The organism is Hydrogenimonas sp. (genome assembly GCF_029933015.1).
GTDB lineage: Bacteria > Campylobacterota > Campylobacteria > Campylobacterales > Hydrogenimonadaceae > Hydrogenimonas.
Window position 1 is genome coordinate 28960 of the sequence record NZ_JAOZOZ010000002.1, and the last position, 15893, is coordinate 44852.

At 55.0% G+C, this 15893-nt stretch carries 18 protein-coding genes; 11 read left to right on the forward strand and 7 right to left on the reverse strand.

Annotated elements, in window-relative coordinates; all coding sequences use genetic code 11:
* Positions 1 to 155 precede the first annotated feature (155 nt).
* From Q1K23_RS00440 to Q1K23_RS00475, 8 genes are all read left to right on the forward strand, one after another.
* A complete protein-coding gene (locus tag Q1K23_RS00440) occupies positions 156 to 1634 on the forward strand; it encodes a glycosyltransferase family 39 protein (protein WP_300360972.1) in 1479 nt (492 codons plus the stop codon).
* The gene (locus Q1K23_RS00445) at positions 1631 to 2599 is read left to right on the forward strand and encodes a glycosyltransferase family 2 protein (protein WP_300360974.1); all 969 of its coding nucleotides are present in this window, start codon (positions 1631 to 1633) and stop codon (positions 2597 to 2599) included. The genes Q1K23_RS00440 and Q1K23_RS00445 overlap by 4 nt, the downstream gene beginning before the upstream one ends.
* Positions 2583 to 3455, forward strand: coding sequence for a lysylphosphatidylglycerol synthase transmembrane domain-containing protein (locus tag Q1K23_RS00450; RefSeq protein ID WP_300360977.1), 873 nt, complete (start codon positions 2583 to 2585; stop codon positions 3453 to 3455). The genes Q1K23_RS00445 and Q1K23_RS00450 overlap by 17 nt, the downstream gene beginning before the upstream one ends.
* Entirely contained in the window at positions 3452 to 4519 is a 1068-nt protein-coding gene (locus Q1K23_RS00455) for a hypothetical protein (RefSeq protein WP_300360979.1), read from the forward strand. The genes Q1K23_RS00450 and Q1K23_RS00455 overlap by 4 nt, the downstream gene beginning before the upstream one ends.
* Positions 4520 to 4526: 7 nt before the next feature.
* Positions 4527 to 4979, forward strand: a complete 453-nt coding sequence (locus Q1K23_RS00460; protein WP_300360982.1) for an NUDIX domain-containing protein — start codon at positions 4527 to 4529, stop codon at positions 4977 to 4979.
* A 72-nt stretch (positions 4980 to 5051) separates the two neighbouring features.
* Complete coding sequence (locus Q1K23_RS00465; RefSeq protein WP_300360984.1) at positions 5052 to 5576, forward strand: hypothetical protein; 525 nt, start codon at positions 5052 to 5054, stop codon at positions 5574 to 5576.
* 90 nt (positions 5577 to 5666) lie between these two features.
* Positions 5667 to 6110 (forward strand): hypothetical protein, encoded by a 444-nt coding sequence (locus tag Q1K23_RS00470; protein ID WP_300360986.1) that lies wholly within the window; start codon positions 5667 to 5669, stop codon positions 6108 to 6110.
* Positions 6107 to 6817, forward strand: coding sequence for a tetratricopeptide repeat protein (locus tag Q1K23_RS00475; RefSeq protein WP_300360989.1), 711 nt, complete (start codon positions 6107 to 6109; stop codon positions 6815 to 6817). Before Q1K23_RS00470 ends, Q1K23_RS00475 begins: the two co-directional genes overlap by 4 nt.
* 3 nt (positions 6818 to 6820) lie before the next feature.
* Here Q1K23_RS00475 and rnz read toward each other — a convergent pair whose 3' ends face one another.
* Both rnz and Q1K23_RS00485 read right to left on the reverse strand, forming a co-directional pair.
* Positions 6821 to 7744 (reverse strand): ribonuclease Z, encoded by a 924-nt coding sequence (gene rnz / locus Q1K23_RS00480; RefSeq protein WP_300360992.1) that lies wholly within the window; start codon positions 7742 to 7744, stop codon positions 6821 to 6823.
* A 23-nt stretch (positions 7745 to 7767) separates the two neighbouring features.
* On the reverse strand, positions 7768 to 8847 hold the full coding sequence (locus Q1K23_RS00485; protein WP_300360995.1) for a tyrosine-type recombinase/integrase: 1080 nt from the start codon (positions 8845 to 8847) through the stop codon (positions 7768 to 7770).
* A gap of 368 nt (positions 8848 to 9215) precedes the next feature.
* Here Q1K23_RS00485 and Q1K23_RS00490 point away from each other — a divergent pair, with 368 nt between their 5' ends.
* Positions 9216 to 9812: a TetR/AcrR family transcriptional regulator gene (locus Q1K23_RS00490; protein WP_300360997.1), complete on the forward strand. Its 597-nt coding sequence runs from the start codon at positions 9216 to 9218 to the stop codon at positions 9810 to 9812.
* 18 nt (positions 9813 to 9830) lie between these two features.
* Here the strand turns inward: Q1K23_RS00490 and Q1K23_RS00495 are convergent, their stop codons facing one another.
* The 3 genes from Q1K23_RS00495 to Q1K23_RS00505 form a co-directional block, all read right to left on the reverse strand.
* A complete protein-coding gene (locus tag Q1K23_RS00495; protein ID WP_300361000.1) occupies positions 9831 to 11720 on the reverse strand; it encodes a LapD/MoxY N-terminal periplasmic domain-containing protein in 1890 nt (629 codons plus the stop codon).
* Between the two features lie 122 nt (positions 11721 to 11842).
* Positions 11843 to 12214: a rhodanese-like domain-containing protein gene (locus Q1K23_RS00500; RefSeq protein ID WP_300361003.1), complete on the reverse strand. Its 372-nt coding sequence runs from the start codon at positions 12212 to 12214 to the stop codon at positions 11843 to 11845.
* Between the two features lie 49 nt (positions 12215 to 12263).
* Positions 12264 to 12695, reverse strand: coding sequence for a hypothetical protein (locus Q1K23_RS00505; RefSeq protein WP_300361006.1), 432 nt, complete (start codon positions 12693 to 12695; stop codon positions 12264 to 12266).
* 84 nt (positions 12696 to 12779) lie between these two features.
* Between Q1K23_RS00505 and Q1K23_RS00510 the strand changes: the two genes are divergently transcribed.
* Positions 12780 to 13202, forward strand: a complete 423-nt coding sequence (locus tag Q1K23_RS00510) for an NUDIX hydrolase (protein WP_300361008.1) — start codon at positions 12780 to 12782, stop codon at positions 13200 to 13202.
* A complete protein-coding gene (gene murA, locus Q1K23_RS00515) occupies positions 13203 to 14465 on the forward strand; it encodes a UDP-N-acetylglucosamine 1-carboxyvinyltransferase (RefSeq protein WP_300361011.1) in 1263 nt (420 codons plus the stop codon).
* A 12-nt stretch (positions 14466 to 14477) separates the two neighbouring features.
* Here the strand turns inward: murA and Q1K23_RS00520 are convergent, their stop codons facing one another.
* Both Q1K23_RS00520 and Q1K23_RS00525 read right to left on the reverse strand, forming a co-directional pair.
* Positions 14478 to 14852: a helix-turn-helix transcriptional regulator gene (locus Q1K23_RS00520; RefSeq protein ID WP_300361018.1), complete on the reverse strand. Its 375-nt coding sequence runs from the start codon at positions 14850 to 14852 to the stop codon at positions 14478 to 14480.
* The gene (locus Q1K23_RS00525) at positions 14852 to 15766 is read right to left on the reverse strand and encodes a DnaJ C-terminal domain-containing protein (protein WP_300361014.1); all 915 of its coding nucleotides are present in this window, start codon (positions 15764 to 15766) and stop codon (positions 14852 to 14854) included. Before Q1K23_RS00525 ends, Q1K23_RS00520 begins: the two co-directional genes overlap by 1 nt.
* Positions 15767 to 15893: the final 127 nt, after the last annotated feature.

Here is a 15893-nt window from a genome sequence, read left to right on the forward strand (position 1 = left end):
GACGGGATAACAATCTGTCTGTATTGCGTAACGTCTGTTAAAAATCTTTTTGTAGATGCGCAGAAGATCGTATATTTTATCCAAATTTTAGTTTTTTATCAAGGGGACTCTTTTTGGTAAAATTAGAGTTACCATTCATCGACTTCAGGAAAATCATGCACAAAAGCCGCTCTTTCTATACTCTTTCCACACTGCTTGGCATCGTTTTTGCCGTGACGCTCTACCGCTACTACATGCTGACCCAGGCGGCAGGGGTGATCGATCTCTATGCCGACGAAGCCTACTACTGGGGCTGGGCGCACCATTTCGACTTCGGTTATTACTCCAAACCGCCGATGGTGGCGTGGCTGATCATGCTGGGGACCTCCCTGTTCGGCGATACGTTCGTCGGTATCAAGATCATGTCGCTCTTCGTCTACATCTTCACGACGCTCAATATCTACTTTCTTGCCAAAGAGCTTTTCGATGACGACGAGATCGCCTTTTTCAGCGCTCTGGCCTTTTTCACGCTGCCGGCGGTGTGGCTTTCGTCCCTGATCATCTCCACCGACGTGCCGTTTCTCTTTTTCTGGTCTCTGGCGATGCTCTTTTTCGTCAAGGCGCTCAAAAGCGACAGCTGGCGCGACTGGATCGTCACGGGCATCGCTGGCGGAGGCGGGCTGCTCAGCAAATACACGATGATCATCTTCGTCGTTTCGGCTTTCATCTATCTGGCCCTTTCGCCGCGCTACCGCGCCCATCTGAAAAACCCGAAACTCTACGGGGCCATGGGGCTGGCGGCGCTGATCTACTCGCCAAATCTCTGGTGGAACTACACCCACGAGTTCGTCAGTTTCAAACATACCAGCCGTGACAACGCCCACATCACAGGACTCCATTTCCACGTGGGCAAGATGCTGGAGTTTCTGGGATCGCAGTTTGGCGTTTTCGGCCCCATACTGTTCGGATGGCTGCTGGCGATACTGCCGCGCTACCGGACATTGCGGCAGGACGAAGGGTTCAAGCTGCTGTGGTGGTTCATCGTCCCGATGTTCGCGCTGATCGTGACGGTGAGTCTGCTGTCGCGGGCTTTCGCCAACTGGTCGGCGCCGATGTACGTGGCTTCGACGCTGCTGGTCGTGGCCTGGCTGCTGCGTCGCCACTACCGCCGATGGCTCTACGCGGCCATCGCCGTCAACATCCTCTTCGGTGTCGCTTTCTACCATCTTCACGACATCACCCGTGCCCTGGGGATCGAACTGACCAAAAAAACCGATCCCTACCGCCGCGTACTGGGATGGAAAAAGCTGGGAGAGGAGGTCGGGAAGATCCTGAAGGCGCATCCGGGCGCCAGGCTCCTCAGCGACGACCGCAAGGAGATGGCGGAGCTCATCTTCTATACCCGTATCTCTCCCGAAAACGCCGTCAAATGGAACCCTCGCCATACCCTCCGCGACCATTACGAGCTGACCACCGACATGCAGGATCATATCGGCGAGGATTTCATCTTCGTCACCAGCCACAGAAACGTCGCCGGCATCCTGGAACGTTTCGAAAAGGCCGAGAAGATCGAAACGATAACGATACCTCTGTATAAAGACTACACAATGGTCTTTGATGTATACTATCTCAAACATTTCAAAGGGTACCGATGAAACTCTCTGTCGTCATTCCCGTCATGAACGAAGAGGAGAACATAGCCCCGCTGTTCGAGGCGGTCAGAAAAGCGCTGAAGGGGATCGACTACGAACTGATCATGGTCGACGACGGTTCCACGGACCGTACGGTGGAACGGATGAAGGAGCTGGCCGACGAACGGACGAAGATCGTCGTCTTCAATCGCAATTTCGGTCAGACGACGGCGATGGCCGCCGGAATCGAGGAGGCCAGAGGCGACCTGATCGCCACCCTCGACGGTGATCTGCAGAACGATCCGGAAGATATCCCGATGATGATCGAAAAGCTCGAAAAGGAGGGGTGGGACCTGGTGGCGGGCCGCCGGAAAAAACGGCAGGACGGGATGTTTCTGCGCAAGATCCCCAGCCGTATCGCCAACGCCATCATCCGCCGCACCACCGGCGTCTACCTCCACGACTACGGCTGCACCCTCAAAGTCTTCAAACGCGACGTGGCCAAAAACCTGGGGCTCTACGGGGAGCTTCACCGCTTCATCCCGGTGCTGGCGAAGATGTACGGCGCGAAGATCACCGAAGTCGACGTACGGCACCACCCCCGCATCCACGGGGAGAGCAAGTACGGCATAGGCAGGACTTTCCGGGTCATCAGCGACCTGCTGCTGATGCTCTTCATGCAAAAATACAAGACCAAGCCGATGCACCTTTTCGGCACCCTCGGCGTGCCGATGCTTTTCGTGGGTCTGCTGATCGACGCCTATCTTTTCCTGCTCAAACTCTTCGGCGAGAGTATCGGGCAGCGCCCGCTGCTGATTCTCGGCGTCATGCTCACCCTGGGCGGTATCCAGCTCATCACCACCGGCTTCATCGCCGAGCTGATCATGCGGACCTATTTCGAATCCCAGAACAAAAAGCCCTACACGATCAAGGAGATCTACACGGGCGGCGCGAAAAAAGAAAAAGAGAGTGATGAAACGGAAGCTTAAGCTTCTACTGAAAATCCTCCTGACCGCCGCGGCGCTCTGGTTCGTGCTGCGAAAGATCGATCTGGAGAGGCTCGAGGTATCTCTGCAGAGCGCCGAGCCTCTCTGGCTTCTTGCGGCCTTCGTTCTTTTCAATCTCTCCAAAATCGCCAGCGCCCTGCGGCTCAATCTCTATTTCGAAGCGATCGGGCTCAAACTCTCGCAGAGCTACAACCTGATTCTCTACTACGTCGGGATGTTCTACAACCTTTTCCTACCCGGCGGTATCGGCGGAGACGGCTACAAGATCTATCTGCTCAACAGGCACTTCGGACACGGGGTCAAGAGGCTGTTTCAGGCGGTACTGCTCGATCGTCTCAGCGGCCTTGCCGCCCTTCTTTTCTATGCGGCGCTGCTCTACGCGGCGAGCGGCTACGCGGGACTCTATCCCGCCACCCGGCTGCCGGCGCTGCTGATCGCCGCCCTCGTCTTTCCGGCGGGATACATCGCCACGAAGCGCTTTTTCCCCCTCTTTCTGCCGGTCTTCAAAACGACGACGCTGTGGGGACTGGGTGTGCAGCTTCTGCAGCTTGCCGCCGCCTGGGCGATCGCCGGGAGTCTCGGGATCGAGGAGGGGATGGTCGAGTATCTCACACTCTTTCTGATCTCCAGTGTCGTGGCGGTGCTGCCTCTGACGGTCGGGGGCGTGGGAGTGCGGGAACTCACCTTTCTCTACGGTCTGGAGTGGATCGGAAAGGAGCCGACGACCGGCGTGACCTTTTCGTTCCTCTTTTTCTTCATTACGGCAATCTCGTCGCTGTTGGGACTTTTCCTACTCAATCGGGTCGAACCGAAATTTCTACAGAAAGAGGTCGCATGAACAGTTTGCAGAAGCTCCATTTCATCGCCATGGACGAGACGGCGAAACAGGCGGTCGAAATGGCCAATCTGACAAAAAAAAGCGTGATCGTGGACGCGGGCGGGCTCTCCTCGGTCTTTACGGGTTCGCCCGGCGTCTCCGTCTTCGTCGTCTCCCACCTGGACGAAACCTTTGCCGATGCGGTTTCGGGTTTCAAAGGAAAAGGGATTCTGCTCTTTCCCGATCCGGGCGAGCGCACGCCGCTGATCGACAAGCTGCTGAAGACTCCGCTGGTGCTGATCCCGGTCAGGCTCGAATCTCTGGCGACACTCTCCTTCTCCCATGCGGTCAAAAGTGTCGAGAGGCTCTTCGTGGAGTCTTCCGATCAGGATTTCGAGCTGGGGGAGGAGGATCTTTTCGACGTTCTCAAACCCCATACGCTCCACCGCTTCTACTATACGGAAGGGCGGCAGCTTAAAGAAGCGGTGCTGCGGATGGCCCATCGTGTCCGGAGCGTCAGGCGCATCGAAAGCGTCGCCTACATCCTGGAAGTGCCGGCCAATACGGCCCTGTTCGCTCTGGACGAGGCGATCGACGTGCTCGAGATCGCCGTACCGCCCGAACAGCCCCTCTTTTTCGCCATTCGTTTCGTCAAGGGTGTCACCCACGTAAAAATCACGGCCTGCATCGCCGCACGGACCCATATGACCTCCGACATACAGAGCCGTATCGACGCGCAGCCGACCTATCTGGGAAAGACGGCCGTCATCGTCGAGTATTTCGCCGACGGGAAGATCGACGAAAAGAGGATGGACGAACTCTGCCGGGAAAACGGCATCGAACCCGAAGACGCCGACAGGCTCTACGATCTCTTCTATGTCAGAGCGGACGAGACGGCGGAGCTGATGCGCACGCTCAGGTCGGCCCGTTCCGAGGAGGAGCGGATCGAGGCGGTCGCCAGAGCCCTGGCGGACAACTTCATCGACGTCCGCATTCTCGAAGAGCTGGCCCACCTCTACCGCCTTCCTCCCGATCGGATCATCGCCAGAGCGGGTGAGCTCCAGGCACCCCGCAAAGAGGGGTAGGGAAGCGGTGAAAAAGAGTGCGGGGATTCTCCCGTTCCGTCGGTCGAAAGGAGAGACGGAACTCTACCTGATCCACATGGGCGGTCCCTTCTGGCGCAACAGAAAGAGAGCCTGGAGCATCGTCAAAGGGGAGATTGAAGAGGGAGAAGACCCCCTCTCCGCGGCTCTGAGAGAGTTCGAAGAGGAGACGGGTGCTGCGATCGAGGGAGAGTTTCTGCCTCTGGGAGAGGTGAAGAGCTCCAACAAGATCATCCGGGCCTGGGCCGTGGAGGCCGAGCCCCCTACCAGGATCCGTTCCAACACATTCGAGATCGAGTGGCCTCCGAAATCGGGAAAGAGGGAGAGATTTCCCGAAGCCGACCGGGCGGCCTGGTTTACGCCCAGGGAGGCGAAAGAGGTGATCGTCAAGTCCCAGATTCCCCTGATCGAACGTCTCGAGGAGCTTCTTCGAAAAAACTAATGGCCGAACGAAAGTCTTTTTCAAAACTAAGAGTCTATAATACTTCCCAAAATATCGACAAGGAAAACAGAAATGAAAACGAAACTCATGGCGGCGCTGTTCGGCGCGGTACTGCTGTTTGGCGGATGCAGCAACAAAGTGGAGGAGAAACCGGTCATCGAAGTCAAAGAGGGCAAAATCGCCCCGGCCATCGAGATCGGCAAACCTTTCGTATCGGGAACCCTCAAGGACCAGTTCGACAGAGAGGGAAGCGTGACAGACGAGACCGAAAAGGTGATCATGGTCTTCGGCAAGGCGACCGGGCACCTGGTCAAGGAGTATCTCAACACCAAGCCCAACGACTATCTCGACAGGAAGCATGTCGTCTTCATCGCCGACGTCAGCGGCATGCCGTCGATGATTCTCAAATACATCGCGCTGCCCGATCTGCAGAAACACAAGTACTCGATCTTTCTGATCCGTGAAAAAGAGGCTTCGAAGAAGTTCCGCAACGACAAATACAAAGACTACATCATGGTGATCGACCTCGACGACGGCAATGTCGAAGAGGTCGAATTCGTCACGACTGCCAAAGACCTCGAAGAGGCTATCGACTAAATCTCCCGCGTGCCCCCAGCGGGTACGCATCCCGACCTCGTTTTCCTCTTCCGTTTTCATCTTTTAAGAATAGAGCCGATAGAATGGTTCATGGCAACCATCATTCTCACCACTTTTTTGACGGGTATCCTTTTTGGCGTTTTTCGCTACTGGGTCGGATTTTTCGTGCTGGGGCACGCCTTTTTCGCGCCACTGGCAGCGATGTGGCTCGCATCCCGTTTCTATACCGCTTCCGAGCCTTTCAGGATGCGTGACGGCCTGCTTGTCATCACGGTACTGCTGATCGGCGAGATGTTGGGTTTTGGCCTCTCCCAGCCCTGGTTCGATCCCCACGGCTGGTTTTTGAGGGTGCTCGACGGCGATACGGCCGAGCATATCTTCGGCATCGCCCTGATCGGCGGCGCGGTAGGGCGGGACTTCGCGATGGGCGTGGAAGGGGGATGGTGGGCGTTTTTCAACCTGCTCGATCTCTTTTTCCTCTTTCTCTTCACGATGTTCGGGCTCAACTCCTTCGTCTACAGGGAGAAAAGGTGAAATCGCTGCTTAAAACCGTCCGCACCGTGACACTGGCGGTCGCTTTGGTTTCGCTCGTTTTCTATCTGGGAGGATCCGATCCGAAAGCGGAACTGGCGACGGCGGAGTACGCCTACCGCCACTACGATTACGACCAGGCGATACGGTTCGCCCGCAGGGCGGCTCTGATGAGCGATGGAAAAAGTGAGGCAAAAGCGTGGCTCGTGGCCGCCGAGGCCGCACGGAAGATGGAGCATCCCGAGGCGGCTTTGAAGTACCTGAACAGGGCGATCGGTGTCTGGCCCGACTGTGGACGGTGCTATCTGAAGCGCGGGGAGCTTCATTACGCCCAGAAAGCCTACGATCGCTCCATCGAAGATTTCAACCGAGCTTTCGAAAGGATCGGTGCCTTTTCACCGCAAGAAGCTGCGAAATACAGCGCCAGGCGGGCGGTGGCCTATCTGCGGCTGGGAAAGGTCGAAGAAGGGTGCAGGGATGGTGAATTCGCGATCAGAAGTGACGATTCCTCGCCTCTGGCACATTTCGCCGAAGCGATCTGCCTGTACGAACGGGACGATTTGGAAAAAGCGGCGAAGAGTGCCGAAAGAGCCTACAATCTCGGTATGGCATACCCCTTTTTCTTTACGAAAGAGCGGGAAGAGGCCGGGGAGGATTGGCTGAAAGTCTATACCGCTTTGACACTGGAAGCGGCGCGAAATCGGCGTTAGAGTCTATATCCGTATCTCCATAAAGTCGTAAGCGATCTCTACTTCATCGGTAAAATACTTTTTCGCCTCTTCCAGAAGTTCCGAAATCCTGCCGTTTTTGTCGTATCTTGGACTGATATGGGTTAATATGAGGTGTTTTGTGCCCATTTTTTGTGCCGCCTGCGCCAGCTGTTTGGCTGTCGTGTGTCTGAACTTCCGGGGCAGATTTTCGAAATCTTTCTGCGTATAGGTCGCTTCGTGGATCATCAGGTCGAAAGGGGCGTAGGGGGCGAAGAGCATCGGATCGTCGTTGTCGCCACCGATGGCGATCTTTTTGCCCGGGATGGAGGGACCGACCAGGCTATTTCCCTCGATGGAGCGGCCATCGGGCAGGGTGATCCTTTCTCCCTTTTTGAGTCTGGCGTAGAGCGGTCCCTCCGGGATGCCGAGCTTTTTCGCCTTTTTTATGTCGAAGTGCCCCGGTTTTTCGTCGAAAGAGAGCACGAACCCGTAGGAGACGATGGAGTGGGAGAGGGCGACCGTGTCGATCCTGAATCCCTCGTATCTCAGTACGGTGCCTTCGGAGATTTCGAAAACCTTCAGATCGAAAGGAAGATTGAGCTGGGAGAGGCGCATGACGGTTTCGAGCATCTGTCGTATTCCCGCCGGACCGTAGATCTCCAGCGGGGACTCGGCGCGGGTCATGCCCCGGGATGCCAGAAGGCCGAAGAGCCCGTAGACATGGTCGCCGTGCAGATGGGTGATGAAGATGCGGGAGAGATTGTAGACGCTCAAAGATGTTTTCATGATCTGGTGCTGCGTCCCTTCGCCACAGTCGAAAAGCATCCACTCTTTCGTGTTTTCCAGCTGCAGTGCCAGAGCCGAGACGTTGCGGCTACGGGTCGGAACCCCCGCCGACGTCCCCAGAAATATCAATCTATGCGCCATTTATTACCCTCCAATCTTCATTATCAATGCCCGCCCCCGGCGGCGATGTCGTCCATGACGCCCGCCGCTTCCTTCAGACGCTCTTTGTCGAAGTGGGTGTAGATGCGGGAGGTGTCGAGGCTGGCGTGTCCCAGGGCCTCCTGGACCAGTACCAGGTCCTTCTTTTTCAGATAGAGCATCGTCGCGAAGGTATGGCGCAGCATATGGGCGCCGTTTTTCTCCTTTCGGATGCCGGCCTGCATCAGGATCTTTTCGACGATGCGGCTGACGTAGGCCTGGGTGAGGGGAGTGCCTTTCTTGTTGCAAAAGAGCAGATCCCCTTCGCAGTTTCTCAGCAGTAGCCACTCCTGCAGATATTGTTTGATATGGGATTGTCGTATCATGACGACACGGGCCTTGTTGCCTTTGCCGACGATGCGTATCAGATAGACGTCGCCCTCGGGGATCAGATCCTTGGTCTTCAGCTGCAGCGCTTCGCCGACCCGGATGCCGGTGAAGAGGATCAGCTTGATCAAAAGACGGTTGCGGGCCGCCACGGCGCTTTGGAACGGATGGGTTTCGATCGCTTCGATGAAGCGCTCCACCTCGGCCTCCTGCATGAAAGAGGGGAGTTTGGTCCCCCTTTTGCCGGCAAGACCGCCCCAGTTTTTGAGTGTGATGCCGTAATGGTACGCCTTGCCGTCCTCTTCGCCGTTTTGTTTGTCGATATAGCCGAAGAAGTTGATCATCGCGATGCGGTAGTTCTTTTTGGTCGCGTCGGAGAGTCCGGCCGTGGCGCTGGCCAGAAAGTCGCTGATCAGCTCCTCGTCGATCTCTTTCATACTGGCAAGCCCAAGGGCCGTCAGATAGCCGTAGAGCTTCTCCAGGGGCTTGTAATAGGTATTGATACCGATCAGACCCGCGTTGCGCGCCTCTTTGGCCAGACGGGTGAGGGTGGCGATATCCCCGACGCCGGTGCGAAGCGCACCGATGATGCGTGCCAGGGCATCGGGATCTTTGACCTGACGGTTGGAGAGCGAGTTTAGCTTGGAGTGCATATAGCGGCCGATCCAGAAAAGCAGCGTCTTGTCGAACGAGTTTTCGAAATCCAACGGATATCTCATAGCATTTTACCTTTTGGTTGCATACACAGAAAAGTGTGTATCGCTTCCCGGTTCGCGATGAGCGAACCGAAGCCACGCCAGCGTGACGGGCACGCTGGCGAAGCGGACGCAGAGTCATCGTAGCCCCGGCGGCTTTGCCGATGGGGGTGTACAGTTTAAAAGTATTGAAAACTATAATTTTCAAACTATATTTTATCCACTCTTCCATTAGGAAAATCTTTGAAAATACGATATGAACGACTGTTCTTGACGAGAGTCAGGAAGTATTAACGTATGTTCATGTATCATTTCTCGAAAAGAACGGTCGTTCATATATGTATGAACAGCCGTTAATATCATAAAAGCCCGTAAACAAGGAGTTTGAAGCCATGCCGAAACAGGTGAACACCAAGCAGAAAATCATCGAAGCGGCGATCGATCTGATCGCGAAATATGGTTACAGAGGTGCCTCCGTGAGGAAAATCGCGGCCGAAGTGGGTATCAGGGAGAGCGCCATCTACAACCACTTCAAAAACAAGGAGGAGATTCTCAAACAGATCATCGCGGAGATCTTCGTGACCCCTTTCGAGTTCAAAAACGTGGAGGAAAAAGCCAAACGGGGCAAATCTTTTCTAAGAGAGTTCGTCGTGGCCTACAAGCTGATCACGTTCGACAAGAAGAAGGAAAAACTCTTCCGGGTACTGGTGATCGAGCTCTTTCAGAACGCGGCTTTGAGAGAGAGTTTTCTGCAGGAGTTTCATCAAAAAGACATCCAGCAGATATCTCAGGCTTTTTTCATCATGATGCAAAACGGCCTGATCAGATCGGGCGATCCGATGTTCATGGCCCAGGAGTTTCTCGCTCCCCTCTTCTACATCCGGCTGCAGGTTTCGCTGCTGCGTATCGACGGCAAACCGACCACGCCGGTTTCGACACAGTTCGAAAAGCATGTCGATTTCTTCTGGGAGTCGGTCTCTTTGCAGTGACGCGGACGCCCGGAAGCGTCAATACATGATATAGCGTACGGCTGCCGATTTCAGAAGGGGCAGATGCTCTTTCCTCACACCGGTGACGATCAGTTCGATATCGAGGCTTCCCAGGAGAGTGAGAAGTGCGTTTTTCGAAGCGGTGTCGAGGTCGAGGTAGTAGTTTTCGTTCATTTTGACGTAGGCAGGGGCGCTGTATTTGAGGTAGCTGTACTCCCCTCTTTCGGCGCTGAACCGGTTGATGCCGAATCGCACGCCGTACTCTTTCAGGGCTATCGAGACGCGCTCCACGACGATGGGTTCGAGGGCGAGGATGTCGTGTTCGGAGATTTCGACATAGAGTGGCCCTTTGATGTTGTCGGCGATCTCTCTGATCGTATCTTCGAAGAGGAAGAGTTTGTCGCTCTCCTGCAGCATATCGGCGATCATCTCGAACGCGATCGCCTCTTCGGTGAAGTGATGTTTTTTCATATATTCGAATTCGAAATCGAGCAGTTCCTGTTCGAGTCCCAGTTCGACGACGGCCGGGACATACTCTTCGTATTTGATGGTACGGTCTTTGTCGACGATATCGAAGGAGAGGACGTGGGAGACTTCTTTCTCCTCCCTCAGATCGATGACCGGGGCGAGTGTCGGTTTCATGCGCCCCTCTCTGAGAGCTTTCGTGATGATCTCACGCCACTCCGTTTTGCCGATGGCGGGTCGTTTGATGTCGTCTGTTTCGAAAGCCGTCACATGACTTTCATTGTACATCGCCGCATCCGAAAGGGCGGAATCGACACAGCTGAGAAGTTTACCGGGTTGCATTTTTCTCGCATATTCGCAGATGCCGATAGAGAGTATGAGGATATTGCGCAGGCCGTACCTTTCACACAGGACCATATGCCTGCTGATGATGAGCTGCGCCAGTTCTCTGGCCGTTTCGGCGTTGTAGACAGGCAGGGCGAGGGCGAATTCCGTGCCGTTGACACGACAGATCAGAGGCTCGTGGACCACCTCGCACTCTTTTTTGAGAATCTTGGCGAATTCCAGGAGCAGTTCGTCCATCTTCTTGTGCCCTATTCTCCTGTTTCCCTCGGCGATTCCCTTCATACGGATCATCATCAGCGATCCGCGTGAGCGGGAGTCGTTGGCGATCAGGTATTCTGGGAGTTTGAGTTGAAAATAGCGGCGGTTGAAGAGATCGGTGGCCTGATCTAGATAGAGCATCTCCTGACTCTCTCTCATCGCTTCGGAGCTGCGTACATAGAGCTCCTTGACACGTTTGACCATGGAGTTCATCGCGATGACGACGTTTTTGAGCTCTTCGGTGGAAGGGATCTCCTTCTGTATGATGAAACGGTTGTGGATGACCCCTTCGGCCTGGTTCTTGATACTCTCCAAAGAGCGAAGGACGACACGCAAAACCAGATTGAGCAGGATGAGACCCAGGATTCCGAAGACGACAAACAGAGAGATGGTATAGAAAAAGAGATCGTAAAGTTGCCGGTAGACATAGCTTCGATCCGTCTGGACCAGAAGATTGAAAAAAACTCTGTCGTTCTTTTCCAGGATATCGTTCATGACGGGGGCCTGGATATCGATCATCTCGACGAACCAAGCCGGAATACCGCTTAGGTCGGGATGCTTCACTCGCTTGTAGATCGTCTTGCCATGAATGTCTTTCAGCTCGATCAGCCGGTATCTGCCGCTGTCGAAGACGGCATCTATGACCGTTTTTCTTTTCTCCTCGTCCCCGATGACGGGTTTGAGAGAGAGTGTCAGGGCGTGGGCGGTATTTTTCGCATCGGCCGTCAGCCGGGTTTCGAAATACTCTTTCGATTTGACGAAATAGACACCGAGTACGCTTCCGAGAAGAAAGAGAAGCAGTACGGAGACGACGATTCCGATCTGTTTGGTTAGCGTCAAAACGATCCCCCTGATTGTGAAATTGGGTGCTCTGTTCTATTAATATCGGTTATTGCTCTTGTAAGATTAAATCGGGTCCTTTTTCCCGGATGGAGCGGAAAAAAAGAACCTCTGTGGGAAAGTTATTTTCGGGGAGAGTATGGGGCCAGTTCGAAACCGATGGATCTGAGGTAGAAGACGCCGCCGTCGAGGTTCACGACGTTGTAGCCCTGCTGCCTGAGAAAGTTCGTGACCATGCGGGTTCTGCTTCCGGTTCGGCAGATGAGTCCGACCAGCCGATCCTTGTCCGCGATTTTCTCGTACTCTTCGATAAACTTTTCCACATCGTAATTGCCGAAGGAATCGAAAAAGGTGAGGCATTTGGAACCGGGAACGATCCCGGTCTGCCGCCACTCCGGTTCGGTCCGGATATCGATGATCTCCATCACGCCGCTTTCGAGCATCTCTTTGGTGGGGCGCAGATGAACGGCTTTGCTGATCTCTTCGGGGGTCATATCTCTCCTTTGGTGAAGCAAGTTTGGCATTTTATCATCAAATTGCCGATCATTCCAACTTTTTGAGCAGGTCACGGTAGTGGTCGACCCCCATGAAGCTCTTCTCCAGCCGCCATCTCAGAATGAACTCGACGATGTTTTTCTTGACCGTCTCGTCGAGGTTTTCGACGCGTCCGAAGTAGCGGAGATTGATGTTTTTCGCCCTCTTCCTGCCCTCCTCTTCCACATAGGTGATGGCGATGATCTGGGCGTATTTTCCCTCCGTGATCTTTCCGAGTGTCTCCGTGCCCAGAGAGATGGCCGAGAGATTGATCGCCTTGAACCTGAAGAGATTGTCGAACTCCCCTACTTTGTCGCTGAGCTGAAGCGTCTGAAAAAGCTCTTTGAGGCGTTTGAGATTTTTTTTGCGCTCGATCTCGTAGGTGGAAATGGCGCTGGCTTTGTCGGCGAGGGCTTTGAGCCGATCGAGTTTGCTGGACATCTTCTCTCCATATTAAAGAATATTACTCCAATTCTACCGCGTTTTTATGGTAAAATCAAACCCATTTTGAGAAAGGAACGGGACATGGCCATTCGTACCCCCTATCTCGCGACCGACAGTGTCATCGAGTGTTTCGACGAAAATGGAGAATTCCGGGGAATCGTGCTGATCGAGCGGAAAAACGAACCCCATGGCCTGGCGCTGCCGGGCGGATTCGTGGATGTCGGAGAAAGGGTCGAGGACGCCTGCCGCAGAGAGATGATGGAAGAGACCGGACTGGAAATAGAGATCTATCATCTGCTCGGCGTCTACTCCGACCCGAAACGCGACCCCAGGTTCCATACCGCTTCCGTCGTCTACGTCAGCCGCGCCACGGGCCGGCCCGTCGGAGGCGACGACGCGAAGAGGGCCCATCTTTTCCATTTTTCACAAATACCCTGGGAGAAGCTCGTCTTCGACCACGAGAAAATACTGCGAGACTATCTCGACTACAAGGACAGATCTTAAATGGACTATCTATCGATTACCGGCCCTTCGAGGCTCGGCGGCGAGATCACGATTTCGGGTGCCAAAAACGCCGCGCTTCCCCTGATGGCGGCCACGCTGCTGTGCGATTCTCCCGTCGTCATCGACAACATCCCCGATGTCGCCGACATCCGGACGCTGCTGAAGCTTTTCGCGAAACTCGGCAGTCGTTTCACGTTCGAAGACCACACCCTGACCATCGACAACGAAGAGATCACGAACACGACCGCCACCTACGACATCGTCAAGACGATGCGTGCCTCCATCCTGGTGCTGGGGCCTCTGCTGGCGCGTTTCGGCCGCTGTGAAGTGAGTCTTCCGGGCGGATGCGCCATCGGCCAGCGCCCCATCGATCTGCACCTGAAGGCTCTCGAACAGATGGGGGCGATCATCGAGATCAAAAACGGCTACGTCGTCGCCACGGCTCCCGAAGGCCTGCGGGGCACCCGCATCATCTTCGACAAGATCACCGTGACCGGCAGCGAAAACATCATCATGGCCGCGGCCCTGGCGAAAGGAAAGACGGAGCTGATCAACGTGGCCAAAGAGCCCGAAGTGGTACAGCTTTGCGAAGTGCTAAACGCCGCCGGCGTCAGGATCGAGGGAATCGGAGGCGACGAGCTGATCATCCATGGGACCGACAGGGAGCCGGTCTGTTTCGACGAGTTCTCGATCATTCCCGACCGTATCGAGGCGGGGACCTATCTCTGCGCCGCGGCGATTACCTACAGCACCGTCACCCTCAACGGTGTGCGGCCCGACCATCTCGACGCCGTGACGGCCAAACTCCACGAGGCGGGATGCCGTGTCGAGGAGGATGGGGAGAGCATGACGATCTACCCGGCTGCCCGCCTCAAGGCCTTCGAAGTCTCGACGACGGAGTATCCCGGCTTTCCCACCGATATGCAGGCACAGTTCATGGCGCTGGCGACCCAGGCGGAAGGGGTGAGCATCATCGAGGAACGGCTCTTCGAAAACCGCTTCATGCATGTGAGCGAACTGCAGCGCCTGGGGGCGAGTATCCACCTCAAAGGACACACCGCGACCCTCAACGGTCCCATCCAGCTACTGGGAGCCGACGTGATGGCGACCGATCTGCGGGCCAGCAGCGCTCTGGTGCTTGGAGGTTTGGCGGCCAGCGGCGTCACCAACGTCCACCGCATCTACCATCTGGATCGCGGATACGAAGGATTGCACGAAAAACTGCAGCGTCTAGGGGCTAAGATAGAGAGGCTCAAGGAGTAGCGCTACGCGAGCCTACTCCTCTTCGAAGATGATGATTTCGTAGTTGTTTTTCGTCACCATCGCCCTGTGGCTCGGGATCGTGGCCTGGCTGTGGGCCCTTTCGAGCTCTTCACGCAGCGAATCGATCTCTTTCTGCATCGCGTCGATCTTCTCTTTGAGCTGCATGATGATATCCACACCCGCCAGATTGACACCCAGTTCCCGCGTCAGCCGCAGAATCATTTTGATACGGTCGATATCGCGCTGCGAGTAAAGACGCATCCTTCCCTCTGTCCGGGAAGGCTCGATGAGCCCTTCCCTTTCGTACTGACGCAGTGTCTGGGGATGGATATTGAGTAGTTGTGCCACTACACTGATCAGATAGACAGGTTCGTCGTAACTGTGCATCATTCACCTCCCGGCAGTTTTTCTTCCATCATTTTCGCGAGTTCCGGATCGAGCTCCTCGACTTTGGGCAGGACGATGTTGGCGATGAGGTAGAGATCCCCTTTCGTTTTTGTCTTGCGGTTTGTCGCGCCGAGCCCTTTGACACGGAATTTCTGGCCGTTTTTCGTGTTTTTCGGCACTTTCAGGGTGATCTCTTTCTCCAGTGTCGGCACTTTGATCTTTCCGCCGAACATCGCGATTTTGAGAGGAATGTCGATCGTCTTGTAAAGATCGTCGCCTTTGCGTTCGTACTCGGGACTCGGGGCCACTTCGATTTTCAGAAGCAGGTCGCCCCTTTGACCGTTGTAGCTTTTTCCCTTGCCACGGATGCGCAGGGTCTCACCTGTCTTCACGCCGGCTGGAATACGGATGTCGAAAGATTCACCGTTGACGGAGATGTTGTGGGTGCCGCCCTGCACCGCCGTATTGAACGGGATCGTGATCTTGGCGTGGATATCCAGATCGGGCGTACCCATACCTCCCATACCGCCCATGTCGAATCCGCTGAACCCTCCGCTGGAAAATCCGCCGAATCCTCCACGGGCCGATCCGCCGCCGAAACCTCCGAATCCGCCTCCTCCGAAAATGTTGCGCAGGATCTCTTCCAGGTCGACGTTGCCGCCCTGTCCCTGGGCGAAGTCGTGGAAACTCTGTCCGCCGAACATCTGATCGCCGAACTGATCGTACTGTTTCTTCTTTTCGGGATCGCTGAGGACTTCATAAGCCGCATTGATCTCTTTGAACTTCTCTTCCGCCTCCGGATCCTTGTTGATGTCCGGATGGTACTTGCGTGCCAGCTTACGATAGGCACGTTTGATCTCTTCCGGGCTCGCATTTTCGCTGACGCCCAATGTTTCGTACAGGCTTTTACTCATGCCCGCTCCTTTAAATCTCTATTCATGGTTTAATGATCTTTTTATGTTATTCTATCATAAAACTTTAGCCGATGTCAATCAACTTTAATGCAACCTGGATACATCGTTCCATATGGAAACAGTGTCG